Source organism: Undibacterium sp. FW305-107, assembly GCF_058788535.1.
Map to the genome: position 1 here is coordinate 304,051 of NZ_JBYTAV010000002.1, position 19,951 is coordinate 324,001.

At 50.3% G+C, this 19,951-nt stretch carries 18 protein-coding genes; 8 read left to right on the forward strand and 10 right to left on the reverse strand.

Annotated features, from left to right (window positions below; translation table 11 throughout):
• The first annotated feature begins 139 nt into the window (after positions 1 to 139).
• Together AC3WQT_RS05485 and AC3WQT_RS05490 are read left to right on the forward strand one after the other, a co-directional pair.
• Positions 140 to 2,395 (forward strand): cyanophycin metabolism-associated ABC transporter, encoded by a 2,256-nt coding sequence (locus AC3WQT_RS05485; RefSeq protein ID WP_492702792.1) that lies wholly within the window; start codon positions 140 to 142, stop codon positions 2,393 to 2,395.
• Between the two features lie 6 nt (positions 2,396 to 2,401).
• Positions 2,402 to 2,872 carry a cyanophycin metabolism-associated DUF1854 family protein gene (locus AC3WQT_RS05490; RefSeq protein ID WP_492702793.1) on the forward strand — a complete coding sequence of 157 codons (471 nt, stop codon included), beginning with the start codon at positions 2,402 to 2,404 and terminating at the stop codon, positions 2,870 to 2,872.
• 209 nt (positions 2,873 to 3,081) lie between these two features.
• Here the strand turns inward: AC3WQT_RS05490 and AC3WQT_RS05495 are convergent, their stop codons facing one another.
• Positions 3,082 to 3,594, reverse strand: coding sequence for a GNAT family N-acetyltransferase (locus AC3WQT_RS05495; RefSeq protein WP_492702794.1), 513 nt, complete (start codon positions 3,592 to 3,594; stop codon positions 3,082 to 3,084).
• Positions 3,595 to 3,949: 355 nt separating this feature from the next.
• Between AC3WQT_RS05495 and AC3WQT_RS05500 the strand changes: the two genes are divergently transcribed.
• On the forward strand, positions 3,950 to 5,830 hold the full coding sequence (locus tag AC3WQT_RS05500; RefSeq protein WP_492702795.1) for a methyl-accepting chemotaxis protein: 1,881 nt from the start codon (positions 3,950 to 3,952) through the stop codon (positions 5,828 to 5,830).
• 10 nt (positions 5,831 to 5,840) lie between these two features.
• Here AC3WQT_RS05500 and xth read toward each other — a convergent pair whose 3' ends face one another.
• Complete coding sequence (gene xth / locus AC3WQT_RS05505; protein WP_492702796.1) at positions 5,841 to 6,611, reverse strand: exodeoxyribonuclease III; 771 nt, start codon at positions 6,609 to 6,611, stop codon at positions 5,841 to 5,843.
• Between the two features lie 335 nt (positions 6,612 to 6,946).
• Here xth and AC3WQT_RS05510 point away from each other — a divergent pair, with 335 nt between their 5' ends.
• Positions 6,947 to 7,732 carry a hypothetical protein gene (locus AC3WQT_RS05510; RefSeq protein ID WP_492702797.1) on the forward strand — a complete coding sequence of 262 codons (786 nt, stop codon included), beginning with the start codon at positions 6,947 to 6,949 and terminating at the stop codon, positions 7,730 to 7,732.
• Positions 7,733 to 7,800: 68 nt separating this feature from the next.
• On the opposite strand, the gene AC3WQT_RS05515 is transcribed toward AC3WQT_RS05510, so the two are convergent.
• A complete protein-coding gene (locus AC3WQT_RS05515; protein ID WP_492702798.1) occupies positions 7,801 to 9,309 on the reverse strand; it encodes a leucyl aminopeptidase in 1,509 nt (502 codons plus the stop codon).
• A 50-nt stretch (positions 9,310 to 9,359) separates the two neighbouring features.
• Here AC3WQT_RS05515 and lptF point away from each other — a divergent pair, with 50 nt between their 5' ends.
• From lptF to AC3WQT_RS05535, 4 genes are all read left to right on the forward strand, one after another.
• Positions 9,360 to 10,493, forward strand: a complete 1,134-nt coding sequence (gene lptF, locus AC3WQT_RS05520; RefSeq protein ID WP_492702799.1) for an LPS export ABC transporter permease LptF — start codon at positions 9,360 to 9,362, stop codon at positions 10,491 to 10,493.
• Positions 10,490 to 11,623 (forward strand): LPS export ABC transporter permease LptG, encoded by a 1,134-nt coding sequence (gene lptG, locus AC3WQT_RS05525; RefSeq protein WP_492702800.1) that lies wholly within the window; start codon positions 10,490 to 10,492, stop codon positions 11,621 to 11,623. Before lptF ends, lptG begins: the two co-directional genes overlap by 4 nt.
• Positions 11,623 to 11,994, forward strand: a complete 372-nt coding sequence (locus tag AC3WQT_RS05530) for a sirohydrochlorin chelatase (protein ID WP_492702801.1) — start codon at positions 11,623 to 11,625, stop codon at positions 11,992 to 11,994. The genes lptG and AC3WQT_RS05530 overlap by 1 nt, the downstream gene beginning before the upstream one ends.
• A 100-nt stretch (positions 11,995 to 12,094) precedes the next feature.
• A complete protein-coding gene (locus AC3WQT_RS05535; RefSeq protein ID WP_492702802.1) occupies positions 12,095 to 12,862 on the forward strand; it encodes a substrate-binding periplasmic protein in 768 nt (255 codons plus the stop codon).
• 34 nt (positions 12,863 to 12,896) lie between these two features.
• Here AC3WQT_RS05535 and cobA read toward each other — a convergent pair whose 3' ends face one another.
• From cobA to AC3WQT_RS05570, 7 genes are read right to left on the reverse strand one after another with little or no spacing between them, the layout of a single operon-like run.
• Positions 12,897 to 13,616: a uroporphyrinogen-III C-methyltransferase gene (gene cobA, locus AC3WQT_RS05540; protein ID WP_492702803.1), complete on the reverse strand. Its 720-nt coding sequence runs from the start codon at positions 13,614 to 13,616 to the stop codon at positions 12,897 to 12,899.
• A 3-nt stretch (positions 13,617 to 13,619) separates the two neighbouring features.
• Complete coding sequence (locus AC3WQT_RS05545) at positions 13,620 to 14,936, reverse strand: sulfate adenylyltransferase subunit 1 (RefSeq protein WP_492702804.1); 1,317 nt, start codon at positions 14,934 to 14,936, stop codon at positions 13,620 to 13,622.
• Entirely contained in the window at positions 14,936 to 15,871 is a 936-nt protein-coding gene (gene cysD / locus AC3WQT_RS05550) for a sulfate adenylyltransferase subunit CysD (protein WP_423011564.1), read from the reverse strand. The genes AC3WQT_RS05545 and cysD overlap by 1 nt, the downstream gene beginning before the upstream one ends.
• 12 nt (positions 15,872 to 15,883) lie before the next feature.
• On the reverse strand, positions 15,884 to 16,597 hold the full coding sequence (locus tag AC3WQT_RS05555) for a phosphoadenylyl-sulfate reductase (protein WP_492702805.1): 714 nt from the start codon (positions 16,595 to 16,597) through the stop codon (positions 15,884 to 15,886).
• The gene (locus AC3WQT_RS05560; protein ID WP_492703119.1) at positions 16,594 to 17,115 is read right to left on the reverse strand and encodes a DUF934 domain-containing protein; all 522 of its coding nucleotides are present in this window, start codon (positions 17,113 to 17,115) and stop codon (positions 16,594 to 16,596) included. Before AC3WQT_RS05560 ends, AC3WQT_RS05555 begins: the two co-directional genes overlap by 4 nt.
• Before the next feature lie 29 nt (positions 17,116 to 17,144).
• Entirely contained in the window at positions 17,145 to 18,851 is a 1,707-nt protein-coding gene (locus AC3WQT_RS05565) for a nitrite/sulfite reductase (protein WP_492702806.1), read from the reverse strand.
• A 49-nt stretch (positions 18,852 to 18,900) separates the two neighbouring features.
• On the reverse strand, positions 18,901 to 19,674 hold the full coding sequence (locus AC3WQT_RS05570) for a sulfite exporter TauE/SafE family protein (protein WP_492702807.1): 774 nt from the start codon (positions 19,672 to 19,674) through the stop codon (positions 18,901 to 18,903).
• Positions 19,675 to 19,951: the final 277 nt, after the last annotated feature.

Here is a 19,951-nt window from a genome sequence, read left to right on the forward strand (position 1 = left end):
TTTCTTCCGATAGAATACCGTAAATTGCTGCTTCCGTGACATGGCTTATGCCGGAAACGGAAATCAAGTGATCTCTTTTACTAAAATTTATGTCCTGATTTTGTTCGGGACCAGCTCTTGAGCCGGAGTTCGTTTCACGATGACCACAACACAATTCAACCCCGAACAGTCTGTTATATCACTTCCAGTATCCTGGCAGTCTGACCTCAATAGTCAGATCGCCAATGGCGAGAACGTTTTAACTGCCCTGGAGGTTGACCTCGACAGCAAACTTCGCTTCCGCAAGGGCTTGCTGGTGGTGACAGACCAGCGCCTGCTGACCAAATCACCCGGCGAAACTGACTGGAAAGAATGGCGTTTCAGGAAGGGTTTGCAATTAAGTCATCATGATCATGCCGGTGTCGGCCATCTGGAACTGGTGGATGAGCAAGGCTTGCAGGCCAGTTGGCGCTTTACCCTGGGTCAGAATTTGCATGCAATACGCCTGCTGGACCACTTCAAAGAGCAATTGCTAAGCCATGTCACAGGCATGCCGGTAGTACGTGCCGAACAAAATATTTGTCCTAGTTGTAAAGCCGTGCTGGAACCAGATCAGGAAGAATGCCCGGTTTGTACCAAGGTTACCTATACACCTCCATCGACATGGACACTGCTGCGTCTGTGGCGATTTGCCCACCCATACCGCTTGCAACTGTTCATCGGTTTCTCACTGATGTTGCTGGGCACGGCAGCGCACATGATCCCGCGTTACCTGACCAAGCCGTTGACGGATGAGGTGCTGATCCCCTATCAAAACGGTGCGCATGTTGATCCCAAGCTGGTGGTGTTTTATATTGGTGGTTTGCTTGGTTCTGCGGTAATTGCATGGCTGCTGAGCTGGGGCAAGACTTATATCCTGGCGCTGGTGTCAGAGCGCATAGGCGCGGATTTGCGTACTGCTACGTATGAACATCTGCTGAAATTGTCGCTGGAATATTTTGGTGGTAAACGTACTGGCGATCTGATGTCGCGCATAGGTAGTGAAAGTGATCGCATTTGCGTTTATCTGTCCCTGCACCTGCTGGATTTTGCGACTGACGTGCTGATGTTCATCATGACGGCTGGTTTTCTGTTGCAAATCAATACCAAGCTGGCTCTGGTAACCTTGCTGCCGCTGCCATTCATTGCCTGGATGATCCATTTGGTGCGCGACAAATTGCGCACCGGTTTTGAAAAGATAGACAGGGTATGGGGCGAGGTAACCAATGTCCTGGCCGACACTATTCCAGGTATTCGTGTGGTCAAAGCCTTTGCCCAGGAAAAGCGCGAAGCAGGGCGCTTCCGTGAGGCGAACAAGCATAATCTGGCTGTCAACGACAAGCTCAACAAGGTCTGGTCGCTGTTTTCACCTACCGTGTCATTCCTGACAGATCTTGGCATTCTGGTGGTCTGGGGTTTTGGTATCTGGCAGATTTCAAAAGGCGATATTACTGTCGGTTCGCTGGTGGCTGCCGTGGCTTTCATCAGTAACTTTTATGGCCGTATTGATTCCATGAGCCGTATCGTTTCTGTGACACAGAAATCTGCCTCGGCTGCCAAGCGTATTTTCGATATCCTTGACCATGTATCGAGCGTGCCTGATCCGCAAAATCCTGTGAAAGTAAAAGAAGTCAAAGGCCAGATAGAATTGCGCGAAGTAGGCTTCCGTTATGGTAACCGTGCGGTCAACCGTGGTATCAACCTGAACATCAAACCAGGTGAAATGATAGGTCTGGTTGGGCATAGTGGTTCAGGTAAGAGTACGCTGGTGAACCTGATTTGCCGTTTCTATGATGTTTCGGAAGGTGCGATTTTGCTCGACGGTGTTGATATACGCTCATTTGCGGTGTCGGATTACCGCCAAAATATCGGCCTGGTCCTGCAAGAGCCTTTCCTTTTCTTTGGCACCATCGCCGAGAATATTGCCTATGGCAAGCCAGACGCCACGCGTGATGAAATCATTGCGGCGGCACGTGCTGCCCATGCCCATGAATTTATCTTGCGCTTGCCGCAAGGCTATGACTCCATGGTCGGCGAACGTGGCCAGGGCTTGTCTGGCGGTGAGCGTCAGCGTATCTCGATTGCCCGTGCTCTGCTGATCGATCCACGTATTTTGATCATGGATGAAGCGACTTCTTCGGTCGATTCGCAAACCGAGAAAGAAATCCAGAAAGCCCTTGATAACCTGGTGCAAGGCCGTACCACGATAGCGATTGCGCATAGATTGTCGACCCTGCACAAGGCCGACCGTCTGGTTGTGCTCGACAGAGGCCAGGTAGTCGAAGTGGGCAGCCATGATGAATTGATGGCCAAAGAAGGTGCTTACTATAATCTGTATCAGGCGCAAGCCCGTAATGCAGAACTGGTTGAGGAGTAAAAGAAGATGACAACAACAAAATTTACCCTGACCCGCAACGCCTTTGGCAAACTGATACTCAATAATGAGGCTGGCGAAGTGTTTGAAGGCGTCAGCCCTGTGCGTGCATTTCCTATCCAGTCACCATTGGTAGGCATCTCTCTCGTCATGACAGATGGCCGTGAAGTCGCATGGATAGATCAGCTCGGTGATCTGGCAGCAGATGCGCGTGAGCTGGTCATGGAAGAGCTGGAAGGGCGCGAATTCATGCCTGAAATCAGCCGTATCATCAGCGTCACCAGCTTTGCCCTGCCATGTACCTGGAAAGTAGCGACTGACCGTGGTGAGACTGATTTTGTTCTCAAGGGTGACGAGGATATACGCCGCATTGGCAAGACGTCTTTATTGATTACTGATAATCACGGCATACAATTTTTGATACGTGATATGTATGAAATAGACAAGCACAGCCGCAAGATACTCGACCGCTTCCTGTAAGCGGACTTGCACAAAACCGCCCCAGCTGCGTTTAGCAAATTCGATACTAAAGTACTGTCTTCGTCGCTACGGTGTAGTCAGGTTTCAGGCAACACGTTGCCTGCCAACGTAACGAACCTCTCTTGCAAGAGAGGTTTCCTAAGGCGATAGCCTTGCTGGGACAATTTTGTGCAAGTCCTATTTTAAAAAAACCTGCCAAGATACCCAATTTAAAACTCATACCCATATAAATTGGTGTCTCTGCTTTCACCTTCCAGCACCACCACAGCTTCGAGTTGAAATCCCAGGCTCTGCAGCAGTTTATTGGATGCGCTATTGTCAGGTGATGTGATGCCGGCCAGTTTGGTGATGCGCAAGTGCTGGTTGGCATATTCCAAGGTTGCCTGGGCAGCTTCCCTGGCATAGCCCTGTCCTATGAATTGAGGCAGCAGGGCATAGCCTATATCCACATTCTTCAGGGTTTCCCGCTTGATCAGGCCGCACAGGCCGATTGCCTGTCCATCCTCCTGGCGTTCCATCACATACAGGCTAAAACCCATCTTTTCCTGGCTCGCCATGAGGCCATTGATGATATCTGTCCGGGCCTCCTCCAGCGTGCGTATGCCTTTGTCACGTATATTGGCGATAAAAGCGGGATCATTCACCAGGGTCAGATAAAAAGCGGCATCATCTGTTGTGATGGTGCGCAGATTGAGTCTTTCTGTTGTGATGATGATGGCCATTACTGTCTCCAGGGAAATGCGCAGTTTAAAACTGCAGATTGAAAAAGGCTAGTCACTTTTCCTTGCTAGCAGCAAGGAATTGAAACAAACCACCTAAGTAGTGCTGATGCTGCAATCCCACAGACTTGTGAACTTGTTTTACAAACTGGTAAATTGGATAAATTTTTTCTCACATTGCCTGGCCTGCGGCGCTATATTGTTGTATGGCATTAAGCTTTTCTTCGTGCGCGGTCGCTACGATAGCTTTTCATGTTGAATGTTCAGACCCATATCGGTGCACCGTTTTACCGTTGAATTTGCTTGGACAAAGTCTTTAAAGTTTTTTATCTATCCATATCCGTACTCAGGGGAAGCTATGAAATCTCTCAAGGCCAGACTCATTGTTGTCATAGGATTGTTACTCGCAGTTTGTACGATAGTCTTGACCGTAGGCAGTTATCTGAGGATGAAGTCCCAGATAGAAAATGACCTGAATAATGAAATGCGTGGTGTTGCGGCGGGTTATAACGCTGTGCTGAGTAACTGGATACAAACCAATTTGTCCATGATGGAGAGCTTGTCGCAAGGTCTGGGCAATGGCGCTGATTTGCAGGCGAGTTTGACCATGATGCGTGGCGGCGGCAATTTCCTCAGTGTTTACCAGGGCCAGCCTGACAAGCAATTCACCAATATCCCGCCTGATCCACCACCTGCCGGTTTCGACCCTACTGTGCGCCCTTGGTATAAAGCTGCCATGGAAGCCAAAAAGCCCATCGTCACTTCCCCCTACATGGGCGTGGCACCTCCTGGGCTGATGATTACTTTTGCTGCACCTGTCAAAGGTGGAGAGGGGGGTGTGGTGGGGGCTGACGTTTTCCTGACCAAGATTGTTGACCAGATCCTGACCATCAAACTGGCTGGCGGCGGTTATGCCTTCTTGCTGGATAAGAGCGGCCAGGTGCTGGCGCACGCAGATCAGGCCAGGGTCATGAAAATGGCAAAGGAAATCACCCCTGATCTGGCACTCGATAACCTGGCGAACCTGTCCAAACAAAAAGACCCGATACTGACTGAAATTGGAGGCAAACAGCATTTCATGCTCTTGCAGCAAATTACCGGCTCCGATATTTACCTGGCGCTGGTCATCGACAAGAAAAAAGCGCTGGAAGCCCTGGATCAGTTGCTGATACTTTCCGCTGTTGTCCTGCTGGTCTTGCTTGGCGTGATCATGCCTTTGACGACCTTGCTGGTGGGCCGCATGCTGGCTGGCTTGCAAAGAGTACGTGATGCCATGTCGGATATCGCCGCTGGTGGTGGTGACCTGAGCCGCAAAATTGATGTTGAGGGTGATGATGAAGTTGCCCAGACAGCCTCGGCCTTCAATCGCTTCCTGGAGCAATTGCGTGTCATGGTCGTGGATGTACGCAAGGCGACCGATTCGATTACTGTGGGCGCGACCGAAATTGCCACAGGCAATATGGATTTATCTGGCCGTACCGAGCAACAGGCATCCTCCCTTGAAGAAACAGCAGCAAGTATGGAAGAACTGACAGAGGCTGTGCGTAATAATGCCGACAATGCCCGTGAAGCCAACAAGATGGCAGTGAATGCCTCAGATGTCGCAACCCAGGGTGGCGAAGTGGTGGGCAAGGTGGTCACTACCATGCAGGGTATTACAGAAAGCTCACGCAAGATTGTTGATATCATCAGCGTGATCGAAGGTATCGCGTTCCAGACCAATATCCTGGCCTTGAATGCAGCGGTGGAAGCGGCCAGGGCAGGTGAGCAGGGACGGGGTTTTGCAGTGGTTGCCAGCGAGGTGCGTACTTTGGCACAGCGCAGTGCCGCTGCTGCGCAAGAGATCAAGAACCTGATTGAAGACTCTGTCAATAAAGTCAGTGAAGGGTCTGAGCTTGTTGATAAAGCCGGTGCTGCCATGAACCGCATCGTCTCGGCAGTAGACCAGGTCGCTGCCATCATCAATGAAATCACCACCGCCTCAGTTGAGCAAAGCGATGGTATTCAGCAAGTCAACGTGGCGCTGGCACACATGGATGAGGCGACACAGCAAAATGCTGCACTGGTCGAAGAAGCCGCTGCCGCGGCCGGCTCACTGGAAGAGCAGGCCAACTTGCTGAAAACCGCGATGTCAGCCTTCCGTATGGAAGAGTCGGCAACTGGCCCGCGTATTGCGCCTGCCAAATCGACTTGGGCGAAGAATAAGGCTGCTGCGCCCAGCCTTGGTTATGACGATTAGAAGTTAACTATCAGATGCAATCAAGGGTAGCAATCACCGGCGCATGATCAGATGGTTGCTCCCATTTGCGTGGTACGCGATCAATGACGCAGGAGGTACATTGCTTCGCCAGTTCTGTGGACAGCAGGATATGGTCTATGCGTACACCTTTGTTCAGACGGAAGCCAAGGGCGCGGTAATCCCACCAGCTAAAGGATTTTTCCGCCTGCTCAAACTGGCGGAAGCTGTCGCTCAAACCCAGTGCGATCAGGTTCTTGAGGGCTGTTCTTTCCTCTGGTGACACCAGGTTCATGCCCACCCAGGCTGCGGGATCATGTACATCCCGGTCTTCCGGGGCGATGTTGTAGTCGCCCAATACGGCAAGTTTCGGATGGCGCGTCATTTCTTCCCTGACCCAGTTTTCAAGTGCGGCAAACCATTTCAACTTGTACTGGAATTTGTCAGAATCCGGTGCCTGGCCGTTCGGTACATAAGCACAAATGACGCGTATGCCTGATATGGTGGCAGCGATGATGCGTTGTTGTTCATCTTCAAACTGCGGATTATTCTTTTGAATATCCGTCATAGGATGTTTCGACAAAATCGCCACGCCGTTATAAGTTTTTTGACCAGTAAACGCGACGTGGTAGCCTGCGGCTTCTATCTCTGCCTGTGGGAATTTGTCATCGGTGAGCTTGGTTTCCTGTATGCACAGCACATCCACAGGATTGGTTTCCAGCCACTGCAAGACTTGCGGCAGCCTGACTTTGAGGGAGTTAACGTTCCACGTTACTAATTTCATATGATTGATCTATGCGGGTGGGTGGCAGTCATTGCAGCAAAATCCAGAGAAGAATCCCTGTTGCAGCAATGACTATGGATTTGACGCACATTATACGATGTTGTGAATTGATAATGCTGGCTATGCAAATGACAAAGTGTTGCGCGTGTTCATACCCAAAACAGAACTTTTCAATCTTTGACGTTTATCCATCCGCTCAAGCTTATTTCGTTTCGGAAAGATACTAAAATGCATTAATACAGCTTCTTTTTTGGTTTGCTATGTTCAAGTGTTTTGTATCCTGTTTCATTGCAATGCTCTTCATTGGCACCCAGCCCGCGTTTGCAGATGCTACTGTGATTCGTTACCCTCGTCCGGCAGCCAAGACAGATAGCCATTTTGATTATGTGCATGAGTTGCTGGCCGAAGCCCTGTCTTTTTCCTCCCATAAGTACCAATTATTGCCCAGCAAGGCGACCATGCAGCAAGGCCGGGCTGTCCATGAAATGAAAAACGGTACGGGGGAAGTGGATCTGTTGTGGAGCATGTCTACGGATGAAAGAGAAAAAGCGCTGATCGCCATTAAAATCCCTATCGACAAAGGCTTGCTTGGCTGGCGCATCCCTTTTGTTCTCAGTGAAAACCGGCAGATGTTCAAAACTATCAGGACCTTGCGGGATATGGAGAATTACTCCGCAGGGCAAGAATTGGACTGGCCAGATGTCAAGATACTCGAAAGCAATGGCCTTAAGGTCAGTACGGCCAACTCCTATGAAGCCTTGTTCAGCATGCTGGAAGCAGGGCGTTTTGATTATTTTCCCAGGTCTGTCATGGAGATCTGGAAGGAGCAGGAATCGCATGCTGGTAAAAATCTGCTCATCAGCCCGGATATCGCCCTGCATTATCCCGCCGCCTATTATTTTTTTGTTACCCCCACCAAACGGCAGTTTGCCGAGGACTTGAACAATGGACTTGAGATCATGGTGCGGACCGGGCAATTCGAGAAACTCTTCCTTAAATACCATCAAACTGCGATACAAAAAGCAGGTCTCAAGCAAAGAACTGTGCTGGAACTGCAGAATCCTGTTTTGAATCCTGCGAATATGCCGCTGAACCGTGCGGAGCTCTGGTTTAAACCCTGATCGCAGATAAAAAAGCCGGAGTCTGAATTATTCAGACTCCGGCCTTCACATCCCAAAAAAGTTGCTTATCAAGCTGCGCGATTGATCAGGAATGTTGTCAGCAGTGGCACTGGGCGACCAGTGGAGCCCTTGGCTGCGCCAGATTTCCAGGCTGTACCAGCGATATCCAGATGGGCCCAGGTGTATTTCTTGGTGTAGCGCTCAAGGAAGCAGGCTGCCGTGATACTGCCACCGGCTGGGCCACCAATGTTTGCCATGTCAGCAAAATTGGATTTCAATTGCTCGTTATAAGCTTCTTCTATAGGCATGCGCCATGCGGTATCGCCAGTCTGCTTGCCCGCTGCCAGCAGTTCTGCTGCGAGTTGGTCATGCGCTTCGTCATGACGGGTGAACAGGCCGGAATTATGGTGACCCAGGGAAGTCACGCAAGCACCTGTCAGTGTTGCCACGTCAACTACAGCTGCAGGCTTGAAGCGTTCTGCATATGTCAGCGCGTCACACAGGATCAGGCGGCCTTCAGCATCCGTATTCAGGATTTCGATAGTCTGACCAGACATGGAGGTGACGATGTCACCAGGACGGGTGGCGCTGCCGGAAGGCATGTTTTCGCAAGTAGGGATAACGGCGATGACGTTGAGCTTGAGCTTCATTTCACCGATGGCACGCATGGTACCCAGTACAGAAGCTGCGCCGCCCATGTCGTATTTCATCTCATCCATGCCAGCGCCAGCTTTCAGCGAGATACCGCCAGAGTCAAATGTAATGCCTTTGCCTACCAGAACAACAGGCGCGTCCTTGACTTTGCCGCCGTTGTGTTTGAGTACGATGAACTTCGGAGGCTCTACCGTGCCATTGGTGACAGACAGGAAACTACCCATTTTGAGGGCTTGTATCTGTTTGCGGTCCAGCACTTCAACTACCATTTTGTAGTCGGTAGCGATTTTCTTGGCAGTATTGGCCAGGTGAGTTGGTGTGCAGATATTAGGTGGCAGGTTACCCAGTTCTTTGGTCAGGTCCATGCCATTGGCCAGGGCTTCACTCTGTACCAGCGCATTTTTTGCTGCAGTGGCTTCTGTAGCTGTAACTGCGATGGCGACTTTTTTGACGCCAGCGGTGGATGTATCTTTTTTGCTTTTCAGGCCGTCAGCACGGAAGATGCTTTCGCGGAAAGCAATTACTGTTGCGCGGATGGACCAAGCCAGGTCACGGTCTTTGACCGCAGGCAGGGCGATCACGGCATCATTGGCACCCAGACCAGCCAGGGTACGGGCAGCAGCCTGCACAGCCTGGTTATAGGCTTTTTCGCCAACGGTAGCTGCTTCCTCACCCAAACCTATCAGCAATACGCGCTCTGCAGCGACATCAGCCAGTTTGCGCAACAGCAGGGATGTACCCGCTTTACCTGTAATATCGCCAGATTTCAGGGCAGCAGCGATGTCGCCGGACTTGTCCAGACCTGCTGCAGCGGCAGAAAGTTTCTTGTTTTCATACACGCCAACTACGATACAGCCTGTCTTAATTGCTTTATGGGCAGTCGAGGCACTTTTTGCGTCGATTGTTTTTATGCTAAAGTCCACGTATTACTCCTCTTTGTAAGTCTCGTAAAACAGACATTATAATCCTACTCATGATTTTTCAGCGCGCGCTTCGACGTGAATTAAACAGTGCCGCCGGCGCAGTCTTCACAACTCTGTTCACCATCACGATTTCCGTGATGCTTATTAAAATCCTCGGAAATGCTGCAGGCGGCAAGGTTGCGTCTGCTGATGTGGTCGCCCTGATAGGCTTCACAGCACTGATGAATATGCATATTTTGCTGCTTCTGACCGGCTTTATTTCGGTCTTGCTGGTAGTGACCCGCAGTTATCAGGATTCAGAAATGGTGGTCTGGTTTGCCTCAGGCTTGAGCCTGACGCAGTGGATCTCCCCGGTATTGCGCTTTGGCGGCCCTCTCATTATCCTCACCGGCTTATTGAGCTTTATCGTTACTCCCTGGGCTAATCAGCAGAATGTAGAATTTCGCGAACGCTTTGAAAAACGCTCGGATATTGCCAAGGTAGCACCAGGCAAGTTTCAGGAATCGGCCTCTTCTGACCGTATTTTCTTTGTCGAAGAAGTAGCTGGTGACCTCAGTAAAGTACAAAACATTTTCATCAATACCTATAAAGATGGCCGGTCCAGCATCGTCGTTGCCAAAGAAGGCATGATAGAAATTGACAAGGCAGGTGACAAATTCCTGGTGATGAGCAAAGGGCGGCGCTATGACGGTTTGCCGACTGCACCGGATTTCCAGATGATGCAGTTTGAAAAATACGGGGTATTGGTATCCAGCCAGAATGCCAGTATCGCCAGCGATAAATCTGCTAAATCCATGCCTTTGTCGGCCTTGATGGAAAATCTCGACAGCAGTAAACTTGGTGAATTGCTGTGGCGTATATCGCTGCCTGTGATGTGCGCGATATTGCTGTTGCTGGCTATTCCGCTGGGCTATGTCAATCCACGTGTCGGTCGCTCGGCCAATCTCATCGTTGCCTTGTTGCTGGTGGTGATTTATCTGTCGATTACGAATATCTTGCAGGCCCTGGTAGTACAGGAGCGCAGCAGTTTTGGCATGGCCTGGTGGCCACATCATTTGTTTGTGGCTTTAATGACCGTCAGCATGTTTTTATGGCGTTTGAAAGTGAATAGCCGCTGGCATCCTTTGATTTTGTGGTCACGCTGCAAATCTGGTTTCCGTGGTAAAGAAAAGTGTCCAGCATGAAAATTTTACAAAGATATTTTGGCGTTGAAATCTTGCGCTCGGTTCTATTCGTCATGCTGGCCCTGCTGGCCCTGTTCTCTTTCTTTGACCTTGTCAGTGAATTGCAGTCTTCAGTAAACAAGGGTGGGTATCAACTCAAGCATGCAGTGATCTATGTATTACTGGGCTGGCCTGGCCGTATCTACGAGTTCATGCCTATCGCGGTGCTGATAGGTACGATTTATGTGCTGGCACAGTTTGCCTCCAATTCTGAATTTACCATCATGCGCGCTTCCAGCATGTCAACCATGATGGCCGGTACCATCTTGCTCAAGATAGGTATGATATTCGTCTTGCTGACATTTTTATTTGGTGAAATCATCTCGCCAATTTCCAGCAAGTTTGCAGAAAAAATGAAGCTCAGTGCCATAGGTGAATCATTGGAGCAAGAATTCCGTACCGGCTTGTGGACCAAGGATCTGGTGCGGGAAAATGGTTTGACTGGCGATGTCATCGGTTCTCGTTTTTTGAACGTCAAAGAGATCCTGCCTAACCGTCATTTGAAGGGTGTCAAAATATTCGAATTTGACAAAAACTTCCATCTGTCGCGCGAAATGACGGCGACGGATGCAGTGTATATGGGTAAAAATACCTGGCGTTTATCTGATGTCATAGAAACTTCTTTCCCTAAAACTTTGACCAGTGAAGATATTGCTGCTGTCAAGAGCGAGAAACTGGCCAGTCGTGATGTGGTGTCAGAGGTTACGCCGGATATTTTGTCAGTGTTGTTCGCTGATCCTGACCGCATGTCTGCAACCGACCTGGCCGCATTCACCAAGCATCTGGCAGATAATAAGCAAGATGGTGAACGCTATGAAATCGCCTTCTGGAAAAAGATCACCTACCCATTTGCTGCGCTGGTCATGATGGCGCTGGCTTTACCGTTTGCTTATCTGCATGTGCGCAGTGGTGGTGTCAGCCTGAAGATTTTTAGCGGCATCATGATAGGTATGACTTTTTACCTGATCAATGCCCTGTTTTCGCATGTGGGCTTGCTCAATACCTGGCCAGCGCTGGTGACTGCGGTGGTGCCGAGTATCCTGTTCCTTATCATTGCTTCGCTAGGCCTGCGGTATGTTGAGAGAAACTGATGGCAAATAAATCTGCACTGATACTGTTTGCCCATGGTGCTCGCGACCCTCGTTGGGCTGCACCTTTTCAACGCTTGCAGGTAATGACACAGTCGAGCTTGCCTGATGTTACTGTGGCACTGGCTTTTCTTGAATTCATGTCCCCATCATTGCCAGAACTGGCGGCACAACTGGTTGGTGATGGGTGCGAGAACATTACCCTGGCACCTGTGTTTTTAGGGCAGGGTGGCCACGTCTTGCGGGATTTGCCTGTGCTGGCAGAAACAATACGTGCGAGCCACCCGGGTTTGCAATTCAAGATAGTAAATGCTGTTGGCGAAGATGAAACTGTTTTGCAGGCGATACGTGATTACTGTCTGAGTCAGTTGTGACGCTTGTTATATGACCTGTTGCTATTCTTTGTAAATGAGCGCAAGGTTTGCATTCATCAATGATGACCTTTCGATGCGGCTTACATATGCTGAAAAAAGTATGGTCCAATTGAAAACTATCATTTCAATTGCTTTGCTGGCACTCATGACAGCGATGTCCGCAACGCCTGTCCGGGCTGGGCAGGTATTGGCCGTTGGTACTGAATTCGCCAATGTATTTGAGCGCACCCCCAATGGTGAATTCACTGGGCTGGGTGCGGATATCATACGTGTGCTTGCCAGGCAAAATGGCGATGAAGTCAGATTCGAAATCTATCCTTGGGCGAGAGCCCAGTGGATGGTTGAAAACGAACAGGCGCAAATACTCATAGGCCCTTACAAGACGGCAGAAAGGGAAACCAAATATGGCTTCGCCAAACGGGCTTTTTATCGCGACATCATGGCCTTGTATGTGCGCAAAGGCTCCGAGCTGAGCTGGGATGGCAATTACGCCAATCTGCCTGGCCCTAAACTGGGCGTCATCAATGGCTGGGTGTATGGCCCGCAATTTGAAAGCCTGCGCGCTACCATCAAACCCGTTATCGCCAATACCCTGACGAATGGCTTGAATATGCTGATGGCAAAGAGGGTGGATTTCCTGGCGACCAATATGCGCAATACCGAAGCAATCATGAAGACCCTGGGCATCAGTAATGAATTGCAAATGATAGAGCCCTTCATGGACATGCAGGATGGTTATCTGGCTTACTGCAAAAATGCCAGTTGCGAGCATTTGCGCCTGCGCTACGACGAATTGTACGAGCAGCTAAGGGATGGTGGTGTCTTGCAATTAATGGCACGCAGACTGGGTGTGAGGCTACCCCCTTAATTTCCTCAACCTGCTGTCTTCATTATTTTTATTCTTATGATTTGCCAGTGCGCGCGCGCATTGCTTCACCCATCATCACCAGTACCGGCCCGGTGCTGATGGGCAGGCCCTTGGATAATTCATCCAGGCTCAAAGTCTGGCTGCACTCATTAGGGCGGCTACAATTTTCTATGATGACCACAGGTAAATTACCGGGAAAGTTGGCGGCCAGCATGCGCTGTGCCGTCAGCGTAGCTTCTCTGCCACCCATATATTGCACCAGAGTGTCACATTCAGGTATGCGGGTGTCTGTGCTTTCGCCTGGGGCTGTACTGGAGGTGAACAGGGCGACACTGCGTGCAACCCCGCGCTTGGTCAGTGGTTGCCGCACACTGGCAGCAGCTGCCAGTGCCGTTGTGATGCCGGGGACGATTTCATAGGTTATGCCTGCCGACTCCAGTGCCGTCAGCTCTTCGTCGGCACGGCCAAACAGCATGGGGTCACCACCTTTGAGGCGGACGACCAGCGTATATTGCGCCGCACATTCCAGCATTTGCTGGTTGATATGCTCTTGCGCGGCAGAGCGTTGCCCGCTGCGTTTGCCAACTGAAATTTTGACTGCTTGCGGGCACAGATCCAGCATTTCAGCCGTAACCAGGGCGTCATACAACACCACGTCTGCCTGTGCCAGCAGGCGGGCACCACGTACCGTAATCAGATCCGCAGCACCCGGACCTGCACCTATCAGATAAACCTTGCCCGGAGTTTGCGACATAACTCAGGCCAGATGTATCATGCCAGCCGCCACGGTCTGATGTGTGACTTCATCAATGAGGATGAAAGCACCAGTAGAGCGCAAATCTTTATAATCATCGACTGCCAGCGACTGAGCCACATTCAAGGTGACAGTGGCAATATCATTGAGCTTGAGGCTGTCAGCAGGACGGCGCTCTTGCGTATTGATATCGAGCAGGGTATCAATGCCGGTGACTCTGGCAGCGACTTGTCTGGTGGTATGCTTGAGCCAGTATTTGCGACGTATATCCAGCGCATCTTCTGACAACCAGCACAAATCAGCCTTCACGGTTTTCAACAAGGTAGCAGGACGGTCCGCACTAACCAGCATATCGCCGCGTGAAATATCGACATATTCATCCAGCAAGATTGTCACTGACTGACCAACGACGGCAGTAGCCAGCGAAGTATCCAGTGTTAAAATATCTTTAACCGTGGCTGTCTGACCACCAGGTTGCACCAGCAGTTTGTCGCCCTTGCTGACCTTGCCAGCTTCAATACGACCCATGTAACCACGGAAATCATTCGCTTCATGGCCATTGTGACGCGCTACCAGTTGTACCGGGAAACGGAAAGGTTCGTCATGGCAGGCGTCATACACGCTTAGTGATTCCAGCAATTCGATCAGCGTCGGACCTTTGTACCATGCCAGTTTTTCACTGGCCGTGACCACATTGTCACCCGCCAGCGCAGACAGCGGAATAGGGCGTATATCTTTCAGGCCCAGTTGATCGGCAAATTCCTGATAAGCACCGATGATGCGCTCATACACGGTCTGGTCATAGTTCACCAGATCCATCTTGTTGACGGCGACAATGACATGCTCAATCTGCAGCAGGTGGGCAATGGTCGAGTGACGTTTGGTTTGCGTCAGCAAATCGACGCTGCCATCATCATTCAGTTTGACCTTGGAGACATCGATCAAAATGATGACTGCATCGGCGGTTGACGCACCAGTCACCATATTGCGCGTGTATTGCTCATGCCCAGGTGTGTCGGCGATGATGAATTTGCGCTTCGGTGTGGCGAAATAGCGATAGGCTACGTCGATGGTGATGCCTTGTTCGCGTTCTGCTTCCAGGCCATCCGTCAGCAAGGACAAGTCTATCGTGTCGCCAACGGTGCGTTTGTGCTTGGCGCGTGAAATGGCATCAAGCTGGTCAGCAAAGATACCCTTGCTGTCAAACAGCAAGCGACCGATTAAAGTGCTCTTGCCATCATCGACAGAACCCGCCGTGATGAAGCGCAACAGGCCACGTTCTCTACCAACGGCGGCAGTCAATTGTTCTACGGCGTTCATTAGAAATATCCTTCTTTTTTACGTTTTTCCATCGATGCTTCTGATGTCTGGTCATCCATGCGTGTGGCGCCACGTTCTGTGATTTGGGTAATTGCGGTCTCTGCAATGATTGCTTCAACCGTTGCAGCATCTGAAGATACGGGGCAGGTGCAGGAGATATCACCCACAGTGCGGAAGCGCACGATCTGGGTTTCTACCGTTTCACCATCGCGTGGCGGTGTCAAATCCGTCAGTGGCACCAGCAAGCCATTGCGTGGTATGACCTGGCGTTCATGGGCAAAATAAATCTGTGGCAATTCCAGTTTTTCACGGGCGATGTATTGCCATACGTCGAGCTCGGTCCAGTTCGAGATAGGGAAGACGCGCATGTTTTCACCCGCATGAACGCGGGTGTTATACAGGTCCCACAGTTCAGGACGTTGTGCTTTTGGGTTCCATTGACCAAATTCATCGCGGAAAGAGAATATCCTTTCCTTGGCACGCGCTTTTTCTTCATCGCGACGGGCGCCACCTATGCAGGCATCAAATTTATGCTCGGCAATGGTTTCCAGCAAGGTCACGGCTTGTGCGGCATTGCGTGAATCGGTTGCCGGGTTGCGCAGGCGTACTGTGCCACGGCGTATGGATTCTTCTACCGAGCCGACGATCAGGCGCTCACCCAACTGTGCCACGCGCTTGTCACGGAAGGCGATGACTTCAGGAAAGTTATGGCCGGTGTCGATATGTACCAGCGGGAAAGGGAATTTACCAGGGCGGAAAGCCTTTTCTGCCAGGCGCAGCAAGACGATAGAGTCTTTGCCGCCAGAAAACAGCAGGGCAGGGTTGCTGCATTCAGCCGCGACTTCGCGCATGATATGGATGGCTTCGGATTCCAGCCAATCCAGGTGGCGATTGCTCGCAGCATCAATAAAATGGTTTTCCACGACAGTATTCATGATTTTTCTTCTTCAGACAGCTTGTTTAATTCGGATCAGCTTGCCATCAACAACATGCAGGCCACATTCCTTGGAATCGGGATTTTCCCACCACCATCGTCCAGCCCTGACATCTTCACCTGGCTGTATCGCACGGGTGCATGGTTCACAGCCTATCGATGGATATCCTTTGTCATGTAAAGGATTGTAAGGCACATTGTTGCTCCTGAGATAGTGCCACACATCATCTTCTGACCAATCTGCCAAAGGATTAAACTTTTGCAGGCCATGTGTTGCGTCATCTTCCTGTATCGCCAGTTCAGTCCGGGTAGCCGATTGCGCACGGCGCTGGCCGGTAACCCAGGCCTTGTTGCCTGCCAGTGCACGCTTCAGTGGTTCTACCTTGCGTATGCGGCAGCATTCCTTGCGCATTTCCACGCTGTCGTAAAAGGCATTCAGTCCATGCTGGCTGACATAATTTTCTACCGCTGCCGCATCCGGCTTGAACAACTTGATTTCTGTGCCATAGGTTTCCTTGACTTTATCCAGCATGCCCAGGGTTTCTGCATGCAGGCGTCCGGTTTCCAGCGAGAAAATCGTGATATTCAGTTTCTTGCGCAAAATCAGGTCAGTCAACACCATATCTTCTGCTGCCAGGCTTGATGCAAAGACAGCCGGTTCAAAGTCGTTGGCGATTCTTTCCAATATAGCCTGTGTTGCGGCAAGGCGCTCCAAAAAATCACTCATGCTTGCGCTCCGTTGCGCTCCGCACGGCGGAACAAGGGGTTTTTTTCGTCCCAGGAGGTCTGGTATTTTTCAGAAAAATCAGTCAGTCCCTTGATGGCATCATGGATATTTTTGTCTTCACGTGTGGCAAAGGCATTGAAGCCGACACGCTGCATGTAAAACAACTGGTCGCGCAAAACATCGCCGATGGCGCGCAATTCGCCAGTGAAGTTCAGGCGTGAGCGCAGGTTATAGGCGATGGAATAGCCACGGCCATCTGAAAATTTAGGGAAATCTACTGCCAGCATGCTGAAGCGGCTGATATCTTCCTTCAAATCTTTGGCTTGTTCATCGCTGCTGAACCACACAGCCAGGTCAGTGCGTTTCAGCAGGCTTTCGCGCTGCAATAGCCAGACCTTTAATGGCACTACGATCTTGCCAGCGGGTACATCGACGGCATCCGGCGTTTCATTTTCTGCCAGACGCAGTATCGTCCAGTCGTCGCTTACTATGGTTTTATCTTTAATGATTTCTCGCATCATGCACTTTCTCAATTCACCCTAGTAATTCAGTAACTGACAACAGAACCGGCATCTTCGCCATGATGCTCTGTTGTTTTGATCGGTGTTGCGTAAACATATTCCTTGAATGGTGCGATGCCAAGGCGTTGCGCAGTATCAATGAAACGCTCATTTTCAATGCGGTCGCGGATATAGACCTGAACGATACGCTCTATCACTTCCGGCATTTGGCCCGCAGAAAAAGAGGGGCCTATGATTTTACCTATGGCAGAACTGTTACCTTGTGCACCACCTATGGATACTTGATAAAACTCGCTGCCGTCTTTGTCCACGCCAAGTATGCCAATATTGCCTACATGGTGATGGCCGCAAGCATTGATGCAACCAGACATATTCAATTCAAGATCACCAATGTCATGCAAATAATCAAGATCAGCAAAACGGTCGGTGATATCCAGTGCGATCGGTATCGATTTGGCATTTGCCAGAGAACAGAAATCGCCGCCCGGGCAGCAGATCATGTCAGTCAGCAGGCCGATGTTTGGTGTTGCCAGTCCCTGGGCCTTCGCTTCTTGCCATAAGGCGAACAAGGCAGATTGCTGTACATCAGACAGGACGATATTTTGCTCATGCGTGACGCGCAATTCTGAAAAGCTGTAACGGTCTGCCAGGTCAGCCATAAAATCCATTTGGCCAGCTGTCGCATCGCCAGGCGGAACGCCCGGTTTTTTCAAGGACAAAACCACGCTTGAATAGCCAGCGACCTTGTGTGGCTTGACATTGCGTTTGACCCAGTTGGCAAATGCCTTGTTATCTGTCTTGTGCTGCTCATAGGCGGCATCACTGGCTGGCAAGTCAAGGTAGGCAGGGGTGCTGAAATACGAGGCCACCCTTTGCAATTCTTCTTGCGTCAATGTGCCCGGGCCGTCTTTGATATCAGCCCATTCTTCTTCAACCTGTCTGGCAAACACATCAGTACCGATGGCTTTGACAAGGATCTTGATACGCGCCTTATACTTGTTGTCACGTCGTCCGTGCTGGTTGTAAATACGCAGGATGGCTTCCAGATAAGTCATGACATGCTGCCATGGCAAGAATTCACGAATCACACTACCTAAAATAGGCGTACGACCCATGCCACCACCAACCATGACTTTGAAGCCCACTTCACCGGCCTCGTTATGTACTACGGTCAAGCCTATGTCATGTACGGCAATCGCTGCACGGTCTTCCAGCGCGCCGTTAATGGCAATCTTGAATTTGCGTGGCAAATAGGCAAACTCTGGATGGAAGGTAGTCCATTGGCGCAAGATTTCAGCATAAGGGCGTGGGTCTATCACTTCATCAGCCGCAACCCCGGCAAACTCGTCTGATGTGATATTGCGCATGCAGTTGCCTGAAGTTTGGATAGCGTGCATTTCAACGGTAGCCAGGTCTTCCAGAATCTTTGGAGAGTCTTCCAGATTGATCCAGTTGTACTGGATATTCTGGCGGGTAGTAAAATGACCATAGCCACGATCATAAACGCGCGCAATATAGGCAAATTTACGCATCTGGTCTGACGACAACATGCCGTAAGGCACGGCGACACGCAACATATAAGCATGCCGCTGATTGTATAAGCCGTTTTGCAAACGCAATGGCAGAAACTCTTCTTCTGACAATTCATTGGAAAGTCGGCGTGCTACCTGATCACGGTACTGTGCAATACGTTCCTTGATGATTTGGTGATCGTGCTGGTCGTAACGATACATCTTTAATTACCCATAAAATGCGTCTGTAAGTACGCGATTGCAAACAGATTCAAAGGACAAGCTTGGCAGCAACCAAAGTCAGGGTGGTTGCCAGCAGGCCACGTAAAAATTTTTCAGGTACGGCGCGGGCTGCCATTGAGCCCAGGGTAATGCCTGGCAAAGAGCCTATGAGCAGGCTACCCAGCAAGACCCAGTCTATCGAGCCCAGCCACCAATGACCAAAAGCAGCAATGGCTGTCAAAGGTACAGCATAGGCGATATCTGTGCCGGCGATGTGAGCAGCGGACATGCGTGGATACAGCATCACCAGCAAAGTCGCGCCGATGGCGCCGGCACCAATGGATGAAATGGTCACCAGCGTCCCCAGTACCGCACCAGAGATAATAGTGGCAGCAGCGAGTTTTTTGCCTTGCAATTGCTTTTCAGGATGCTTGTTCAGCCAGTTCAACATCTTGCCTTTAAATAGCAGGGCAACTACGGTCAACAATACAGAGACAGCGATGGAGTAGCGTATGAGCTGACCGATTTCTTTATCCAGCGCCCCAAAATTCTTGAGGAACAGCGTGGCAACCACTGCTGCTGGCAGAGCACCATAGCAGAGAAGACGTACAACATTCCACTCAACTGTGCCGCGCAATCTATGGGTGAAAGTACCTGTAGCCTTGGTGATTGAAGCAAAGGCGAGGTCCGTGCCCACCGCCACAGTTGGTGATACGCCAAACAGCAGGGTAAGCAAGGGAGTCATCAGCGAGCCGCCACCCACGCCGGTCAAACCGACCAGGGTGCCCACTGCAAATCCCGAAAATATATAGGTTAACGTCATGTCGCCTCGCGCAAAGTAGGTGCATCGTAATGAATCCAGGCTTTATTCCAAACTACTTAGTATTCATTTGCTTATATACGTATTTGATATATGCAAAATCGCTGGACTGATATTGCCTTTAGTTTAATTCGTAAAAACAGAATAAATTATTTAAGAAATAACTTATGCAAGAAAGCTTGCGCTTTTGATGTGTTTTTTATCAAGCTGGTGCCACGACAGGAATTTGTGTTTCTGATTCACAAAGATGTTGGTGCGAAAAAACCGGAAATGTCTTTGA